We start from the raw sequence: 16772 nt of genomic DNA, 5'->3' as shown, positions 1-16772 counted from the left end.
CCCGGAAAGTGGCGTTGTCTGGTTGACCGCCTGATCTGCCCACAAGAAATCGGAGATGAAGAAGCCCGATACCGATGGCAAGGTTAATCCGCCATTAACAGGAAATCGGCTACTCGCAGAATCAACTGACGGATTGCGACCTCGCAAAACTGTCCGAGAACTCTATATATCTTAGAAGCGACCGGGGTCGCCTGGAGAAGAACATATGGCAACGAAGGTTAAGGAAAACGAAGAAGCCGAAGTCGAGCGCGAAGGTGCTGCCGACGGTCCGCTTCTCGACCTTTCTGACGATGCTGTCAAGAAGATGATCAAACTCGCGAAGAAGCGCGGCTACGTCACCATGGACGAGCTGAACGCCGTGCTGCCTTCCGAGGAAGTGACATCCGAGCAGATCGAAGACACGATGTCGATGCTTTCCGATATGGGCATCAACGTCGTTGAAGATGACGAGCAGGACAACGACCGCGAAGAAAACAACGACGACGACTCGGAAGAGGGCGGCGATCTGGTCGAATCCGGCGGTACGGCTGTTGCCACCACCACGACCAAGAAAGAGCCGACCGACCGTACCGACGATCCGGTGCGCATGTATCTGCGCGAAATGGGGTCCGTCGAGCTTCTGTCGCGCGAAGGCGAAATCGCGATTGCAAAGCGCATCGAGGCTGGTCGCGAGACCATGATCGCCGGGCTTTGCGAAAGCCCGCTGACCTTCCAGGCGATCATCATCTGGCGTGACCAGCTGAACGATTCCAACATTCTGCTGCGCGAAATTATCGACCTCGAAACCACCTATGCCGGTCCGGAAGCCAAGCAGGCTCCGGTGATCGAGCGCGTGGAAGAGGAAAAGCCGCGTGACGACAAGCCTCAGCGCCGCCGTGACGACGACGACATTACCAATGTCGGCGGCGACATGCCCACGGAAGAAGAGGAAGAGGACGAAGACGAAGCCAACCTGTCGCTGGCGGCCATGGAAGCCGAACTGCGTCCGCAGGTCATGGAAACGCTCGACCTCATCGCCGATACCTACAAGAAGCTGCGCAAGCTGCAGGATCAGCAGGTCGAGGGCCGTCTGGCCGCGACGGGCGAACTGTCGTCGAGCCAGGAACGTCGCTACAAGGAACTGAAGGATCAGCTCATCAAGGCAGTGAAGTCGCTGTCGCTGAACCAGAACCGTATCGAACAGCTCGTCGAACAGCTTTACGACATCAACAAGCGTCTGGTTCAGAACGAAGGTAAGCTGCTGCGTCTGGCCGAATCCTTCGGTGTGCGTCGTGAGGAATTCCTGAAGGAGTATCAGGGCCACGAGCTGGACCCGAAATGGGTAGAGCGCGTGAGCACGCTTTCAGCCCGTGGCTGGAAGGAATTTGCAGCCAAGGAAGAGCGTGCCATCGACCGTCTGCGTTCTGAAATCCAGATGCTGGCGACCGAAACCGCGATTTCCATCGGTGAATTCCGCCGCATCGTCAATCAGGTGCAGAAGGGCGAACGCGAAGCAACTATCGCCAAGAAGGAAATGGTGGAAGCCAACCTTCGTCTCGTCATCTCGATTGCCAAGAAGTACACGAACCGTGGCTTGCAGTTCCTTGATCTCATTCAAGAAGGCAATATCGGTCTGATGAAGGCGGTCGACAAGTTCGAATATCGTCGTGGTTACAAGTTCTCGACCTATGCGACTTGGTGGATTCGTCAGGCAATCACCCGTTCGATTGCCGATCAGGCGCGCACCATCCGTATTCCGGTGCACATGATCGAAACGATCAACAAGATCGTCCGCACGTCGCGCCAGATGCTGCATGAAATCGGTCGTGAGCCGACGCCGGAAGAACTGGCTGAAAAGCTCGCCATGCCGCTCGAAAAAGTGCGCAAGGTGCTGAAGATCGCCAAGGAGCCGATCTCGCTCGAGACGCCGGTTGGCGACGAGGAAGATTCACATCTGGGCGATTTCATCGAGGACAAGAACGCGCTTCTGCCAATCGATGCAGCGATTCAGGCCAATCTGCGCGATACGACGACCCGTGTTCTGGCTTCGCTGACGCCGCGTGAAGAACGTGTTCTGCGTATGCGTTTCGGCATCGGTATGAACACCGACCACACGCTGGAAGAAGTCGGCCAGCAGTTCTCGGTTACCCGCGAACGTATCCGTCAGATCGAAGCCAAGGCGCTGCGCAAGCTGAAGCATCCGAGCCGTTCGCGCAAGCTGCGTTCGTTCCTCGATAGCTAGGGCCTGGATAGCTGAACTGAACAAAAACATACGGGAAGGGGAGGCGATATGTCTTTTTTGAAGCGTCTTTTCGGTGGAGGCTCTGCCTCCGAGACACCGGCAGAGCCGAAAGAGGCGGGTCGCCTTGAACACAAGGACTTTCTGATCATTGCCACGCCCTATAGCGAGGGCGGGCAGTATCAGGTCTGCGGCGTCATTTCCAAGACGATCGATGGCGAAGTGAAGGAATATCGCTTCGTTCGTGCCGACCGTTGCCCCGGCATCGAAGATGCCGCCAGCATTTCGCTGAATAAGGGACGGCAGATCGTGGATGAACAAGGCGAAGCTATTTTCCGCTGAGCCGCCTGCAAGAGAATTGAAAAAGCCGCGCATCAAGATGCGCGGCTTTTGCTTTTTTAGAGCATAATCCGACCGGAGTGAAACGAGGATCGATAAGATTATGCTTGAAATAGAAGACGTTAGAGTGCCGATCTGATCTTATCAGATCGAAACGCGCTCTAACTGTTAATGCGGGTCGCACACCATGGCGACCATTCTGCGCACGATGGGCAGAATGCCGAGGAGAACCGGAAAGGCGACCACCCACGAAAGGGCCCATGCCGTCATCCAGCTGGATGCGAGATTGGGATGGGCAATGCCAAGGCTCTTGGCGGTTGCAATCAACGACACGATGAATGTCATCATGATCGATAGGATGAACGGCATCACAATAGATGCATAGCGTGCAGGCAGCTTCCTGCGGCGTGCGCATTCAAACTGAGACATGTATATTCCTGAATATTCTGCGGGGAAGGCGCAACGAAACATCAATGCGAATTGCCGTTCCCGGCGAGATTGATGCGTTGCCTAACGTAAGACGCTTACGGTCATGATGATGACGCGGGTCTAATAGCCCGATCCGGATCGAATATCAAGTGTTCTGAAATGGCGGCGATTTGTCCACGCCATTCCCGACATAATTCCATTATACGCTGCGTTATGAACGACAAACCATTCTGGCGCACCAAGACCTTGAACCAGCTCACCCGCAGCGAGTGGGAGAGTCTGTGTGACGGTTGCGGCCAATGTTGCCTGCATAAATTGCAGGATGACGACACAAACGAGATTTACTGGACCAGCGTTGCCTGCACGCTGCTCAACCCGGACAGCTGCCAGTGCCGTGATTATCCGAACCGCAAGAAGACGGTGCCGGACTGCGTTTTTCTGACGCCGGAGATCGTTGACGAGGTGGACTGGCTGCCTGTGACGTGCGCCTACCGTCTGGTTGCAGAAGGTTCGGATCTCTATTGGTGGCATCCGCTGGTTTCGGGTTCACCCGAAACGGTGCATGAGGCAGGTATTTCCGTTCGCGGCAAGGTGACGGCTTTCGATCACGATCTGGAAGATGACGACGATTATCTCGACCATATGGTGATGCCGAGCCACCGCTGATGGCTCGTTTGCGTTTTTCAAACATTGCGTAAATTTAATCTATGCTTCAAATATCGCAGCGCGGATTTTGTTCCCTTATAACGCATTGAATTTATTTAGTTTATAAGAGCAGTGCGCAGGCATTCCTTCTACTTCATATGAAGCTGAACGGCACATGAACGTTGGTTTTTCATTCTGTTCATCTATAGGGCGCTACTTCTCGGATGCCTCAGGCAAGACCTGAAAACAAATCGAAGAGGTTCAAAGATGTCTGCTATTTCGCTCAAGTCGTTCGTCGTAACCGCTGCTCTTGGTGTTGCCGCCATCTTCACGACGGCAGCTTCCGCCAGCGCCGCCTCGCCGGTTGTCGCTCCAGCCATCAGCACGTCGGCAAGCTCTGCCATCGTGAATATCGATTACCGAGGCTACCACCATGGCCGTCCAGCTTATCGTGGTCGTGCCTGCTCCATCGAAGGCGCCAAGATGAAGGCTAATCGCATGGGCATCCGCAATGCGCGTGTCGTCTATCGCGGCAAGTCGGTTCAAGTTCGTGGCTTCCGTCATGGTCGCCCTGCCGGTGTCGTGTTCGCAAATGTTCGTGGTTGCCCGATCATTCGCTAAGGCGCACGGCTTAAGTTTCAAAAGCTCCGGCCTGAGTAAATCAGGCCGGAGCTTTTCTTCGTGGCGGGTAAAAGAAAAGGGGCGCTGGAGCGCCCCTTCGCAATTGCCAATTGGATTGCCGTTATTCCTTGATTTCGAAAACGACATTGACCGAAACGTTATAGCTGTTCTCGCCAGCTGCAACGGGCACGGCATCTTCCGGCGCTGCTGCGGCCATGGTCTTATACTGAGCACGAGCGATTGGCATCGGCATGGGTGGGCGGCTCTGCTCGTTGATTTCGACAACGCGGCCAATGCCTACACCGGCAGCATCGGCAAGGGTCTTTGCCTTGGCGATGGCGTCGGCAACGGCACGCTTGCGCGCTTCATTGATCGTGGCTGCCGGATTGTCGTTGACGAAACTCAGATCGCCACCCTGATTGACGCCGAGCGTGACGGATTCATCAAGCACATTGCCGACCTTGGCCAGATCGCGCACGCGTACAGTCAGGCTGTTCGAAACCGTATAGCCGGTAATGCTTGGTTCTTTCAGACCATTCTTGTCGTCCGGATAGACGTAGCGTGGCTGGATGTTGATGCCGCCGGTCTGAAGATCGCGATCTTCGATACCGGCTTTCTTCATGGCTTCGAGTACTTTCGCCATGGCTTCGTTGTTGGCGGTCATAGCTTCGCGAGCGGTCTTCGCCTCGCGCAATACGGAGAGATTGAGGATGGCCATATCGGGCGAGGCGGTCATGGTGCCTTCGCCAGTGACGGCGATACGCGCAGGCTGCTTCGTCATCTGATTCTCCTGTGCCAGAGCTGGCAGCGTCAGCGCGCCTGCGAGCATGATTGCAGAAAAGGAGGTTGCAAGAAGAGTGGTAGCGCGGTTGTTCATAAAATCTCCTGTAGAGAAAGTTGAGGCAGCTCTGGCAAAGCTGGTTGCACCGGAGCGGCTGGCCACTTTGCCTTTGAAATCGCTTATTTCTTAAGTTCCCTCTTATGTATGAAGCCGACGATATCAGATTCGAATTGCGTGCCAATTACAACTGCTGGTTCAAATCAGAAATACCGTGATTTTAGAGCGGTTCCAGTTAAAGCGGAGTCGCTGGAACCGCTCTAACTATCTGTTTCGTCGCATTATCCTAGGCAAAACCGCTTCGCACTTTTGCAGGAAATGCTCTAGGTTGTATGCATCGCAACTGAATATGTGCGCATTAGGGCAACTGATGCATTTGACAGCTTGTATCCCGGCTTTCTTTAGGGTAGGTCAACGTTGCGTGGGGCCTGTAGCTCAATTGGTTAGAGCCGGCGGCTCATAACCGCTTGGTTGGGGGTTCGAGTCCCTCCGGGCCCACCATTTCCGTCTTCGGACGTTGTTTTTCCATCATTTTTTCCTTGATTTGTCTCACCGGAATTCCGGCTCGATGAAAGTGGGGCATTATTGCGGGCCACGTAGGTTTTGCGCCGCTCGAAACCGGCATCGATGATGCGCTTGGATTGGGCGGCTTTGGTGTAGTGCTGCGCCATCTTGGAATCAGACCAGCCGAAGATCGCCATCAACTGATGTTCGGTAGCACCTGCCTCGGCGAGGATGGTCGCGGACGCCTTTCTGAGGCCGTGCGACGAGCATTCCGGCAAATCGGCATCATTGCACCATTGGCGCATCTTGTTGCCGAAGCCATTGCCGGTGAACGCCTTCCCGTATTCGGTGATAAGGAAAGTCGGCTGATCATGGGTGATCGCGTCCAGCGCCTCGCGAAGCTCGTCCGTGACAGGCAGGCTGAGGGACTGTGTGTATTTGCCGGAACCCTTCTCCGGCATGAATTCGATACGCTCGCCGACCAGGTTACGCCAGCCGAGCTTGACGAGGTCTGAGCGTCTGACGCCCAAATTCAGCATCAGTTCCATTGCAAGCCGAGCTGTGGAGCCGAGCGGGTAGGCTGCGCGATAGCGCGCCACTTCCGCTTCGCTCCAGGTATGGAAACCGGGGGATTTATGGATTTTGGTGACGCCGTTCGCGGGATTGAACGTCGCCAGCTCGGCGCTGATAGCCCAATTGAACAGCGCCTTCAGATATTTCACCAACTTGTCAGCCGCTCCGGGCGTGCCGCTGCGCTTCATCTGGCTGGCTTCGATGTCGGACTTGCGAATCTTCTTGAACGGCAGTTCGCCCACATTGCTGCAATAGCGATTGAGAACACTCTTCTTGTCTTTCTGCGTGGCCGGAGACTGGCTTTGAAACGCCTTGGACCGGTAATAGGTCTCGACAAGCCAGCTAACCGAGCCGGGCTCCAGCCTTGAAATCGGGACCGTTTTTTCACCACGATCGCCAGACAGCACGCGGTGATATTCCTCGGTAAACGCCTGGGTGATGCTGCCGGCCTCGTCCAGATAGGCGGACGTCATCCGGTACTTCGGCATACCTGGTAGGCGGAGATAAAAACGCTCGTTGCCGTGCCGATCGATATCCCGCGAGCAATATTTGAAGGGAACGCGCTCATTACCCGATCGCGTAATCAAACGGGTTTTCGCCATCGTCTTCGTCTCCGCTCAAGCCCTGTTCCTTCATGTCGAACCAGGAGGCGCGTATCTCTTCGGCATCCCAGCGACGCAACGCGCCAATCTTCACGCCTTTCGGCATCAGCCCACGACGGACCCAGTCGTCAAAGGTACCCGTCGAGACATCCAGAAGTTCCGCCGCACGGACGCGGCTGACCGCGAATTTGTAGAGCGGTCGTGGAGCTAACGCTTCAGCTTGTTGCTTCAATTGCTGCTCCTCCTCATGTTCTGGAGGCGTTATCAGCAAGCACCAAAGCATTCTGTTTGGGCTCGACCATATTTTCGGCAAGGTATTCGTCAACAGCATCTTCCGGCAGGAATAGGCTCCCGCCGATCCGGACATGTCGGATTTCTTGCTTGGCGATCAGGTTGCGAATGCGCGCGACCGGCCATCCGGAACGATCTGCCAATTGCTTCGGTGATAAAAGCTGACATTGCATAACTGTGCAACTCCCTAAAGATAATTCGACACGAAACAAAAAGAATCATATATTCGCGTTATCTGTAACATTTTTATCGCATTCGAGATATTTACATGCAAGACGGATTTTTGGAGGCTATGGGACAAAGGCTCGGGAAAATTCGGAAAGATTCCGGGCTCAAGCAAGTGCCCTTTGCTGAAGCGCTCGAGGTGTCGCAAAGCGCTTACAATACTTACGAACGCGGAAGTCGCGAAATGCCTGCGAAGCTTCTCCGGCTTCTGCATGTCAAATTTAACGTAAATCCCGCGTGGATGCTAACGGGCGATGGAAGTCCATATAATCGGGACAACGTGGATTTATATCATCAGGTGACCGGGGCGGTGGACGCTTTTATTGCAAGGGAATACTGCCAGGTCGAACCGGAAAAGCGGCTGAAGCTAATCCGCTTCCTAATCGATTACGCCGAACAACATGGTGAATTTACTGAGGAAATTGCAGAAAAATATCTGAGGTCAGCGATATGAGTAATTCCAGCTTCGAAGAGCAAGTAATGCAGGGCGTGTACGTTCTGGGGCGTCAACGTGATCAGCTGGCATCCGAGAAGCAAAAATTGGCAAGACAGTTGCGCTATGCCCAACATTCTGCCCGGCTCACAAGTCTTTCAAAGCAGTATGATTTCGGGATGTTCTTTTTCGCCGCGATGGGGGCTGTCTTGCTCATTGTGTTCGATGGAAGAAGTGGCTCTGGTGCTTGGTTGACACCTGTACTGGGCTTATCCCTCATATTGTTTGCTTGCGGCAGCGCGTTACGTGGCCGGAAGATGATCAGCCGGATCAGAAGCTTCCATGACCGCTTTGGTCGTTGATAATTCCAATAGTAGTTATTAAACCCACTATAAGGGGTTGAATAATTTGCGATAATGCATTATTTGATCCATTGAAAGGGTCAATTAATGCGCTTAACGCTCCAAGTTCATTTTAATGGGGAGTGGCATGACGCCGCGACGCTAGAGCTCAATGACGACGCGACCGGCTTTAACGGCGCGTCCATCGTCGATTATGACCTCGACTATTTCATCACTGTGGCATCGGCGGAGTTTGCGGTTGGAAAAGCAGTCCGCGACCATCGCGCCTTGTCCGTTCGTTATCCTGTTGATCTCGAAAATCGATATAGCCGCAGCTGGCCACCCTTCCTGTTGGATCTAATGCCTCAGGGGCATGCGAGGCGAAAGCTTGCCGAGCATCTCGGCCTTGCTGAAAGCTCACGCGCTTCCGATCTGCCGCTGCTTTTGCGATCGGCAACGGGCGGCATAGGCAATATTCGGATCAAAGAAGCGGCAGACGCCGAAATGGAGCGACTGCACGGTGTCGAGCGCCAAGGGGTGACAGAGGCAGAGATCCTTGAGCGGTCGGATCGCTTTATGGAAGTCGCCGACCGCTTTGGAATGCTCGCCTCCGGCTCCAGTGGCCTGCAAGGCGAATGGCCGAAGGTCTCGATGACGCAGGCGAATGACGGGTTTTATTATCCCGACAGCTTCGTGACCGATGATGAGGCCGTGCGCCACGTCATCGTCAAGCTGGTACGCAGTAACGAGCCTGTGGACCGCCTGATCCTCGAAGGCGAAGCCCTCTATTCGTGGATCGCTCAAGAAATAGGTCTGAATGTCAGCGAACCTTCGACCTATGCCGAAGGCGTCCTGATCATTCCCCGTTTCGACCGGAAGAAAAAAGAAGGTGGCGGAACAGTCCGGCTGGGCCAAGAAAGCCTGGTATCCGCGATCGGTGTTGCCGATTTCGGCCATGTAGGCACACACGAGGCCTATATCGACCTTCTACGCCAATTTTCGGCCGATCCCTTCGCGGATATTGTTGAATACCTGAAGCGCGACATAGCCAACTTAGCGCTCGGCAATCCCGACAATCACGGCCGGAATTCCGCACTCAGCAAGCACCAGGACGGTACGATCCGCCTTTCTCCGCTTTTTGATTTCGCGCCCATGCGGCTTGCCAAGGAGGGGATCGTTCGCTCCACCCGGTGGGCGATGATGCGTGACGGCGGACGCGATCATCTTCCCGATTGGAAGCAGATTTGCGGCGAACTGATGTCTGATCCTGCTGAGCAGAGAACGCTTGCAGCTACGCTTACCGAGTTTGCCGAACACCTGCGCCAGGCTCCGGCCATGGCGAAGGATATGGGAGCGTCTTTGGACATTCTGGACCGTGCGATGGGACGCTGTATCGAAATCGCAGATAGCGTTTTGGGGGCGTGTCAATGATGGTTAAGGACCGCTAGATGGCTCGATGGAAGAAGCCGACGAAAGAGGAAATCCTTGAAAACCGCAGAACGCTGGCGGAGCGTGCTAGAAACGGTGATTTACGGTTGCCTAGCGCCGTTGCAGACATCCGCAGAGGGTTTGGCATGACGCAAGCGGAGTTCGCCAAAACGCTTGGGCTATCCAGACGCCAAGTTGCAGAGATCGAAGCAGGCACCGCAAACCCAACGCTCGAAACATTGGAAAAAATAGGCCGATTATTTGGATTTTCAGTTGGGTTTGTTCCAATAAGAAGATTTGGCGGACAACTGTCCAAAGAGTAGGGCTGAAGCTAGAAGCTTCGGCACCGAAAAAACCACGCGTAGTGGAAGGCGATTTCATCTCGCCTTCCACTTCCGTTCAAATAGACTTGAACATACTTTCGGCGCTGTCCGATCTAAGCCTTGCCCAAAACTCTACTGCATACCGATCAGTCATACCTGCTACGAAATCGCAGATGGTACGAGCCTTTATTGCTGGATCTGTCGCAGAGCGGTACTGCGACCGCACATCATCGGGCATCAGCAGATCCCCTTTGTCCTTATTTAATGCATCAAAAAGATCTGTAACAAGTTCAGTTCCTCGATATTCGCCGAGCTTTACCCTGGAAGAATAAATAATGGATGTGAACGTATACTGTTTCAGTACTTCTACCTTCTTGCGGGTGTCCGTATTGAGGTAGGCCTTTGACAAAGCCGGATATTCCGGGTTGTATTCGAATTCTACGCCGTTGATAAACTCGTGCACCAGCTCTGACGAAAACTCAGTTCGTAGATAACCGTCGTTGCTCAGGTTGTTGGAAGACCGGGTTGCCAACCTGAAAATCATCCGAGGGTCGCTCTCTCCCTCAGGGAACATTTCTGCAAAGAGATCAACGAAAACCTTGCTTACCTCTGTGGCAGTAAACTCTCCGTTGATTTGCTTAGCGACTTCCTTTGCTACGGCCTGCAACAGGTCATCCTTCGACGACAGGATCGCTGCTGGAGTTAGAAATCCTGCCTTGAGGCTATCTTCAAGGTCATAGACCGAATAGGCGATGTCGTCAGCGACATCCATGATTTGGCACTCGATGGTCTTGAATTCGATACCATCTGGCAGCTTCTTGCCGCGCAGCACCTTCTCTTTTATCTTATCGACAAGCGCTTCCTCAGAAAGATAGTAGCCCTTCGATAACTTGTCCTCCGGCTTCCGCTCGGCTGGGATTGCCTTATCATATTTGAGAATGGCCGCGAGCGTTCGATAGCAAAGGTTCATACCAGCACGCTCATCTCCATCGTGCGGCTCAGGGTACTTGGCCTTTTTATCCAGTCGGCAGAGGATGCGGAGTGTTTGAGCGTTACCTTCGAAACCGCCAAACTCTTTCATTCGATCATCCAAAGCCCTCTCGCCGTTGTGGCCAAACGGCGGGTGGCCGATATCGTGAACAAGCCCTGCGGTTGCGCACAGACGACCGTTTATAGGGCCATCAGGCATCTTGTCCTTGAAGACCGAATTCAGTCTGTCCGCGATTCCCTCGGCAATCTGAGCAACTTCCAGCGAATGAGTCAGGCGGTTCCGGAAAAAGTCTGACTCGTGCCCCGGAAATACCTGTGTCTTGCCCTGCTGACGCCTAAAGCTCGCACTGTGAATGATGCGACCATAATCGCGAGAGATTGGTGATCGCCAGTCTTTGTCATGAGTGTCTTCGACTGCTGCTGGACGTTCAAAATCACTTTCATCATACATTATGCGGTCATCACTTAGGTTTGTGGGACGTGCTATTTGCGACGCGCTCGGCGTCCGCAGCCGCCTTAGCCTTTTTTTGGTCATCGCTCAGCTTTATGGCGGCGCGGAACGTATCCATTTCCTTCGAAGCCATTTCTCTTGCGTGAAGAACTGCTGCATATGCCATAATAACCCTCCTGAGTAAGAGCCGCGAGAACTCAACATGAGTCTCTAACAACTACTATAAACGAAATTCGTTTCCGTTTCGTTCACATTCAATTTCGGTTCTTCAAAATAGAAGCTCCGGAACGAGGCTGTAGCGCAAAGCCGAACGGCGCCGCAAAGCCTTTATGTTTCTTTACGCTCCACATCGTCCATCAGACGTGTTGGTACGTTTGCCTTCCGTACCACGTCGGCGATATGGCTTGTTCGACCGACATGCCCATTAAGCTGGATACCCTTATTCATCGGCAAGCTTGCCACAAGCTGTCGAAGGTCTTCTAGACCATTGGCGACATTGAAAACGACCCATTCTTCTCGGTCGCCCGGCACAAGCACAAGTCCTGATGTTTGGCTTGCCCCGACATGCAACTGAACGATCCAAGCCCTAACGCCGTCGAAGACCCATTCGAAACGAACGCTGCCGAGCTTTTGCTTAAGCAACGAATGGGCAGCCGTAACGGCCTCAACCACGCTGAGTGGGAGAGATTGTGGTTGCACAGTGCCGAGCATGAAGCCCTCACCGGTTCCTTTCGCTCCCTCGATTATGAGTTCTCCGTCGGAGGACTCGATGGCAGCACCGGAGAATGCAGCTCGGACCGACTGTTGAGCAACTATGGAAGCTAGCACTGTACCCTCGGGGTCTTCGACTTGAACGAGCCTGAATGGATCTTGCCATCTTTTCGCAGTGGTATACCGGCCAGGCACTTGGACAGTGGGACTGGTGCGAATCCACTGCTGTGAAACCCCAGTTTCAGCGCCGAAGCAGAAAGGAGCTACACGCCTAGCTATAACAGTGGTGCGAGGAACCGGTAGGCCGGCGAGCTCAGCAATGAGAAGGCCGAACACCTTATCTCCAATCAATCGGCTGAAGTCGTTCGGCCAGCTTACGCAAGCGGTTCGATCGAAGTGATCGATTTTGCCGCATTCCCAAAAGATGACGTTGGTCTGCCGCCAGCCGCGTGGTTCAGGGTGCAAGCTAAACTCTATGCGAGCTTTCTCACTTTCTTCCAGGCCTGGATCGAAGCCATAGACCGTCTCGAAGAGCTTGGTCGCCCACTCCGTAGGTAAGCTAGCAAAACCCGGACGCTCTACGCCCCGCGGCGTGGAATCTGGGCGAAATTCAACGAGTCCGCCCATGGCCACGCCGGATACACCTCCATCCGACACGTCGACTGTTTCATTGGCAATAGTGAATGCCCCCTCTGAAGAGAGCCGTCGGATAGCTTGAGCCGCATCGTCGACCGTACGCAGAGCGTAGATAAACTCACGACTTTGCGATTGCTCCTCACTGAAACTGCGGATGTTCACAGTGCCTTGAGCACTTCGTTCGAACAACGCCCGAAGAGCATCCTCTAACGAGTCGAAAGAAGAATTAGGAGGAAAATGCACAAGCCTAGAATATTGAAGCAGTGGCTCGCCGAACGCAGGGGCGAAGCTTACAAATTGCGCCACGTTAAAGCGCTCAGCAAGCCGGTCGAGCTTATAGTCCTTGCGAAAATCGGGGACCATGTGGGCTTCTGGTGTGTCGCCTCGGTTATTGGTCAAGCTACGGTCCTTCTCTCACGCTCATACAACAAGTCTCAACCCGCTACCGATCCCATGATAGGCAACCGAAAAGCAATTTGCAAAAGCGGAGGATAACCTTGTGGTCGTTGCCGTCCCCAACTTTATCAGAGTTGATGGGCTATTATCCGATACGGATCAATTGACTTGGATGTAGGGCGAAATAACATCGGAAATTCAACTAGGAGGGAATCATGTCAGGTGGTGGGGGAAACGATAGTGACTGGCGGCCGACTTCAACGATCGTGCCAACAACTAAGCCAGGAGCTGGTTCGGGTGGCGAAGATGGCGGCGGAATAAATCCGTGTCACTTTACGGAAGTGACAAATATCTCGTCGCCGAATGCGGCTGTGGCAGGAACGCTCGCGGTTGGGTCTATACTATCTCTCTCACTTCAACAAAACCGAGTGTTGGTAATGCGTGGATCGAATCCAGCTGGATCGATTACATCCGCACGGCTAGCAGACTTCGTTCAATGCATGAGCGCGGGACAGCGCTATGACGCTCGTGTCGTCGCGATAAATGGCGGCGCAATCACGGTGGAAATCTATCCGGTATGACAGAAATCGATATCGTTGGTGGCGTATACCGCGAACGTGTAGCGTTCCCTTACTGGGACGAACTCATAGGTTCGGCCGGAAGAAGTGCGCTGGCACTAAACGGGCTGGTCGATACGGTGCGCCTACACACTTGCCTTTCAGAACCTGAAGAAATTGTAGGCGACGCCCAGTTTCGAGGTGTCGGAATTGACTTGCGGGTCACGCGGAGATCCGAGCCAGTCGAGTTCGATTACGTTCATACACTGGCAGTTCCGAAGATATATCTGGATTGGAATGCGGTGCCCGTGTCGATGCCGGACGTGCAAGGCTATGTAGTAGTCAAGTTCGGGATGATGGAAGCTGATCCGATCGTCCACGCAACATTCGCCATTTATGATCCCCAATCAGCCTTTAAGCCTGTCTCGTTTGCGAGAAACGGCTCGACTGCCGAGCATCTAGCAATTGTTGCCAACAAAGGCGAGATATTGAGCATGAGCGGCGCGAAAACTGTTGACGACGCCGTTCGAACATTACAATCGACACAAAACGTCAAAGTCATCGTTGTGAAGGATGGCATTGAGGGTGCCCACGTATACGCTAACGGAAGCTGTCACCACGTTCCCGCCTACAAAACTCGAAATGTGTTCTCGCTCGGATCTGGAGACATGTTTGTCTCTGCATTCGCTTACGGTTGGGCCATCGCTGGCATGAGTCCATTCGAAACAGCTGAATTTGCCAGTCAGTCTGTTGCGGAGTACATAGAAACGCGATCTACGAAGATTGAACCGCCGGGATCAACGAACATCAAGACGCGAGAGGCCGTGAGGAAGGCCGGTGGGATGATATATCTCGCGGGGCCATTTCGGGAGACCGGGCAACGCATGTTGATCAATGATGCGCGCTCGCACCTCCGATCACTCGGAATGAGCGTGTTCAGTCCAATCCATGACATCGGCCCAGGCTCGGCCAGCCTTGTGGTTCATCGTGATCTAGCTGCGGTTCGAGAATGCGACGCTGTTTTTGCAATCCTAAACGGTAGTAGTCCGGGAACGGTCTTTGAAGTTGGCTTCGCCACTGCTCTGAACAAGCCAGTGTTTTGCGTCGCCCAGAATATGAGAGATGTTGATATTAAGCTTCCGAGAGGGTCAGGCGCGTTTATCCATGACGACTACGTTAGCGCATTGCACCAGATCGCGTGGCGATCATGAGAAAAGCATTGTTGCTTTCCGGAGGCATGGATTCAACTTGTCTTGCTTATTGGAGGCGGCCTGATCTCGCTATAACAATTGACTACGGCCACAAAGCCGCCAAAGGCGAAATCCGGGCGGCAACGGCAATCTGCCGACATTTGGGCATCGAGCATCTGATAATTCGTTGCGACCTGTCGGCTCTCGGAAGTGGTGATATGGCGGGCAAACCGGCAGATCCCAATGCGCCCGCGAGTGAATGGTGGCCTTATCGAAACCAGATGCTCGCCACCTTAGCCGCGATGGAATGTATCAAGCATGGAATCAACGTGTTGGAACTCGGCGCGCTTCGGACTGACGGATTTCATGTTGACGGACGCCGGGAATTCGTTGAGGCTCTGAGCGCCCTATTGTCTATGCAGGAAGGTGGTCTAAGGCTAGAAGCCCCTGCTGCAGCCTACAGTGCCGAGGAACTAGTAAAGGCTTCCGGTACTCCGATAGAGATATTAGCCTGGTCGCACTCATGCCATACGAATGAGTATTCCTGTGGATACTGCCGCGGTTGCCAGAAGCATTATGTGACGATGGAGGCGATTGGCGTTGGCCCCTATTGATCCGTACCCTCGCGTAGGGGCCCGAACGCTTGGGGAGCGCGTCAAATGGTCGGACTCTCGTGAAGTCATATTCGACCTGATGCCGATGCCAATAGCTGACAGAACATTCGACAGTGTTCTGCGATCAAGACGATCAGTCAGGATGATACTACCCGCCAGTACGAAGGTTGTCGCAGCGGTCGTGCGCGAAACTCTGAAAGCTGACTTCATCGGTGCTGGAGAAAGGGTGGGACAGCGGCGCAAAGCTGTCGTCTCGGCCGGCGCCCTCCATCCCGTTAAAGCCGTTATCATCTCGCCGGATGAGCCGCCGCTATACTACGATGACGGATTGGATCGATTTTTGGCGCTATCCGTGCTCGACCAAGACTGTTTTCAGTCTTTTCATTCTCGCTGCAGCGAAGTCCTTCCAAATGCCAAGGGGCATTGGGTGGCATTGATTGCAGACTGTAAAGATCTCGCGAGAATGTATTCAAGTTATGAAGCGCTGCTCTGGCGTGATGCGGGCGCCGCCATTCAAACGATGGCCATGATTGCGGAGGCCTTCGATCTAGCGTTCTGCCCACTCGGCATACTAGGCCACGAGATAGTCCAAGCAATACGAGAGGACGCAAATGATCTGGTAGCAGTAGGGGTGGTGGCGCTTGGCTTTCCTTCAGAAGCCTAACAGCAATTGCGCTGGCTTTGTAACTGCTGATGTACGCGCGGTTGGGCCCATGCGCCGCATGAAGTCCCATATGATGGCGTCCAGAATGCTCGCTCTGACCTTGATCGCCTCCGCAAACTTAAGGAAAAGGTCCTCAAGTTTGAAGTATTCCTTCGCGGGATCAGACTTGGTCTCGAAAACATTCATCATGACGCAAGCCCGGTGAAGGTGCACATCGATTATAGCGACATCATCGGCGTCGAGATAATTTCTAACAATCCAAGAAGCGGTCTTTGGACCGATCCCGGGTAGCTCTAGGAGCCGATTGCGCAATTGACGGTGACTAAGTGCAAGGTCCAGGTCCCTGGCCAGATCAAGAGAGCGGGCGAGATAAGAAGCCTTCTGCGCCGCAAAGCGATAACGGCGTGATTTGCCGCCGATCTCAAATGGCTGTGAAAGCAAGAACAGCAGCTCTTGCTCTGCAGCATGGCCAGTAAGAGTTCCATTGGATCTGAGGCGTTGGAACGCGGCCATTCCCATCTCCGCTGGGATACCATAGCCACCAAGCAGACAAACAGCTATTTCTTCCAGTAGCGTATTACCAAGTCGGTGTTTTCCATATCGCTGTCTACGCACTTGGGCTTCTGATTGATATTTCCAGAACGATGGCGTGAAAAACTCATCAGGTGCGCCCCATTTGACTCCGGGCATAACTTCTTCGACGTGGTTTGGTGCACTGAGCCCCAAGATTGGACCGCCGGGAATTAGAATTTT

At 53.7% G+C, this 16772-nt stretch carries 20 protein-coding genes, 1 tRNA gene and 1 pseudogene; 13 read left to right on the top strand and 9 right to left on the bottom strand.

The annotated features are described in order from the left end of the window. Window positions 1-205: 205 nt before the first annotated feature. Together rpoD and CES86_RS06370 are read left to right on the top strand one after the other, a co-directional pair. Window positions 206-2221, top strand: a complete 2016-nt coding sequence (gene rpoD / locus CES86_RS06375; protein WP_012091706.1) for an RNA polymerase sigma factor RpoD — start codon at window positions 206-208, stop codon at window positions 2219-2221. 48 nt (window positions 2222-2269) lie between these two features. Beyond that, window positions 2270-2560, top strand: a complete 291-nt coding sequence (locus CES86_RS06370) for an HlyU family transcriptional regulator (protein WP_010659675.1) — start codon at window positions 2270-2272, stop codon at window positions 2558-2560. A 165-nt stretch (window positions 2561-2725) separates the two neighbouring features. Here the strand turns inward: CES86_RS06370 and CES86_RS06365 are convergent, their stop codons facing one another. Further along, window positions 2726-2986: a DUF2798 domain-containing protein gene (locus CES86_RS06365; RefSeq protein WP_094513957.1), complete on the bottom strand. Its 261-nt coding sequence runs from the start codon at window positions 2984-2986 to the stop codon at window positions 2726-2728. A 213-nt stretch (window positions 2987-3199) separates the two neighbouring features. Here CES86_RS06365 and CES86_RS06360 point away from each other — a divergent pair, with 213 nt between their 5' ends. Both CES86_RS06360 and CES86_RS06355 read left to right on the top strand, forming a co-directional pair. Then, complete coding sequence (locus CES86_RS06360; protein WP_071634488.1) at window positions 3200-3652, top strand: YcgN family cysteine cluster protein; 453 nt, start codon at window positions 3200-3202, stop codon at window positions 3650-3652. A gap of 246 nt (window positions 3653-3898) precedes the next feature. After that, window positions 3899-4252: an antifreeze protein gene (locus CES86_RS06355; protein WP_094513956.1), complete on the top strand. Its 354-nt coding sequence runs from the start codon at window positions 3899-3901 to the stop codon at window positions 4250-4252. A 121-nt stretch (window positions 4253-4373) separates the two neighbouring features. Here the strand turns inward: CES86_RS06355 and CES86_RS06350 are convergent, their stop codons facing one another. After that, a complete protein-coding gene (locus CES86_RS06350) occupies window positions 4374-5129 on the bottom strand; it encodes an SIMPL domain-containing protein (protein ID WP_010659679.1) in 756 nt (251 codons plus the stop codon). Window positions 5130-5514: 385 nt separating this feature from the next. Between CES86_RS06350 and CES86_RS06345 the strand changes: the two genes are divergently transcribed. After that, a tRNA-Ile gene (locus CES86_RS06345) sits at window positions 5515-5591 on the top strand. 200 nt (window positions 5592-5791) lie between these two features. Here the strand turns inward: CES86_RS06345 and CES86_RS28280 are convergent. Next, a pseudogene (locus CES86_RS28280) lies at window positions 5792-6133 on the bottom strand (tyrosine-type recombinase/integrase); the annotation flags it as partial. A gap of 96 nt (window positions 6134-6229) precedes the next feature. On the opposite strand from CES86_RS28280, the gene CES86_RS27865 reads away from it, so the two are divergent. After that, window positions 6230-6535 (top strand): hypothetical protein, encoded by a 306-nt coding sequence (locus CES86_RS27865; protein WP_235819888.1) that lies wholly within the window; start codon window positions 6230-6232, stop codon window positions 6533-6535. 199 nt (window positions 6536-6734) lie between these two features. Here CES86_RS27865 and CES86_RS06335 read toward each other — a convergent pair whose 3' ends face one another. Beyond that, window positions 6735-7001, bottom strand: a complete 267-nt coding sequence (locus CES86_RS06335) for a helix-turn-helix transcriptional regulator (protein WP_094513954.1) — start codon at window positions 6999-7001, stop codon at window positions 6735-6737. 13 nt (window positions 7002-7014) lie between these two features. Then, window positions 7015-7272 carry a helix-turn-helix domain-containing protein gene (locus CES86_RS06330; protein WP_235819887.1) on the bottom strand — a complete coding sequence of 86 codons (258 nt, stop codon included), beginning with the start codon at window positions 7270-7272 and terminating at the stop codon, window positions 7015-7017. 56 nt (window positions 7273-7328) lie between these two features. Here CES86_RS06330 and CES86_RS06325 point away from each other — a divergent pair, with 56 nt between their 5' ends. The 4 genes from CES86_RS06325 (at window position 7329) to CES86_RS06310 (ending at window position 9810) form a co-directional block, all read left to right on the top strand. Next, the gene (locus CES86_RS06325) at window positions 7329-7739 is read left to right on the top strand and encodes a helix-turn-helix domain-containing protein (protein ID WP_094513951.1); all 411 of its coding nucleotides are present in this window, start codon (window positions 7329-7331) and stop codon (window positions 7737-7739) included. After that, the gene (locus CES86_RS06320) at window positions 7736-8080 is read left to right on the top strand and encodes a hypothetical protein (RefSeq protein ID WP_094513950.1); all 345 of its coding nucleotides are present in this window, start codon (window positions 7736-7738) and stop codon (window positions 8078-8080) included. Before CES86_RS06325 ends, CES86_RS06320 begins: the two co-directional genes overlap by 4 nt. Before the next feature lie 87 nt (window positions 8081-8167). After that, a complete protein-coding gene (locus tag CES86_RS06315; protein WP_094513948.1) occupies window positions 8168-9490 on the top strand; it encodes a type II toxin-antitoxin system HipA family toxin in 1323 nt (440 codons plus the stop codon). Between the two features lie 17 nt (window positions 9491-9507). Beyond that, entirely contained in the window at window positions 9508-9810 is a 303-nt protein-coding gene (locus CES86_RS06310) for a helix-turn-helix domain-containing protein (RefSeq protein WP_094513947.1), read from the top strand. Window positions 9811-9886: 76 nt separating this feature from the next. Here CES86_RS06310 and CES86_RS06305 read toward each other — a convergent pair whose 3' ends face one another. The 3 genes from CES86_RS06305 to CES86_RS06300 all read right to left on the bottom strand — a co-directional run bounded on the left by CES86_RS06305 (window position 9887) and on the right by CES86_RS06300 (window position 12997). After that, a complete protein-coding gene (locus CES86_RS06305; RefSeq protein ID WP_094513945.1) occupies window positions 9887-11251 on the bottom strand; it encodes an anti-phage deoxyguanosine triphosphatase in 1365 nt (454 codons plus the stop codon). Between the two features lie 10 nt (window positions 11252-11261). Next, the gene (locus CES86_RS27460) at window positions 11262-11417 is read right to left on the bottom strand and encodes a hypothetical protein (protein ID WP_167387100.1); all 156 of its coding nucleotides are present in this window, start codon (window positions 11415-11417) and stop codon (window positions 11262-11264) included. A gap of 161 nt (window positions 11418-11578) precedes the next feature. After that, window positions 11579-12997: a hypothetical protein gene (locus CES86_RS06300; RefSeq protein ID WP_235819886.1), complete on the bottom strand. Its 1419-nt coding sequence runs from the start codon at window positions 12995-12997 to the stop codon at window positions 11579-11581. A gap of 574 nt (window positions 12998-13571) precedes the next feature. Here CES86_RS06300 and CES86_RS06295 point away from each other — a divergent pair. The 3 genes from CES86_RS06295 (at window position 13572) to CES86_RS06285 (ending at window position 16019) form a co-directional block, all read left to right on the top strand. Next, complete coding sequence (locus tag CES86_RS06295; RefSeq protein ID WP_094513942.1) at window positions 13572-14762, top strand: PfkB family carbohydrate kinase; 1191 nt, start codon at window positions 13572-13574, stop codon at window positions 14760-14762. After that, window positions 14759-15355, top strand: coding sequence for a 7-cyano-7-deazaguanine synthase (locus tag CES86_RS06290; RefSeq protein WP_094513941.1), 597 nt, complete (start codon window positions 14759-14761; stop codon window positions 15353-15355). The genes CES86_RS06295 and CES86_RS06290 overlap by 4 nt, the downstream gene beginning before the upstream one ends. A gap of 181 nt (window positions 15356-15536) precedes the next feature. Beyond that, on the top strand, window positions 15537-16019 hold the full coding sequence (locus CES86_RS06285; RefSeq protein ID WP_143851072.1) for a nitroreductase family protein: 483 nt from the start codon (window positions 15537-15539) through the stop codon (window positions 16017-16019). On the opposite strand, the gene CES86_RS06280 is transcribed toward CES86_RS06285, so the two are convergent. Then, window positions 16008-16772: 8-oxoguanine DNA glycosylase (locus CES86_RS06280; RefSeq protein WP_208617818.1), on the bottom strand; the 765-nt coding region annotated here is incomplete at its 5' end. The genes CES86_RS06285 and CES86_RS06280 overlap by 12 nt on opposite strands.

The sequence above is a fragment of the Brucella lupini genome (assembly GCF_002252535.1).
Taxonomy (GTDB): domain Bacteria; phylum Pseudomonadota; class Alphaproteobacteria; order Rhizobiales; family Rhizobiaceae; genus Brucella; species Brucella anthropi.
Note: the sequence above shows the minus strand (reverse complement) of the source record. Positions and strands in the feature narration are given on the sequence as shown.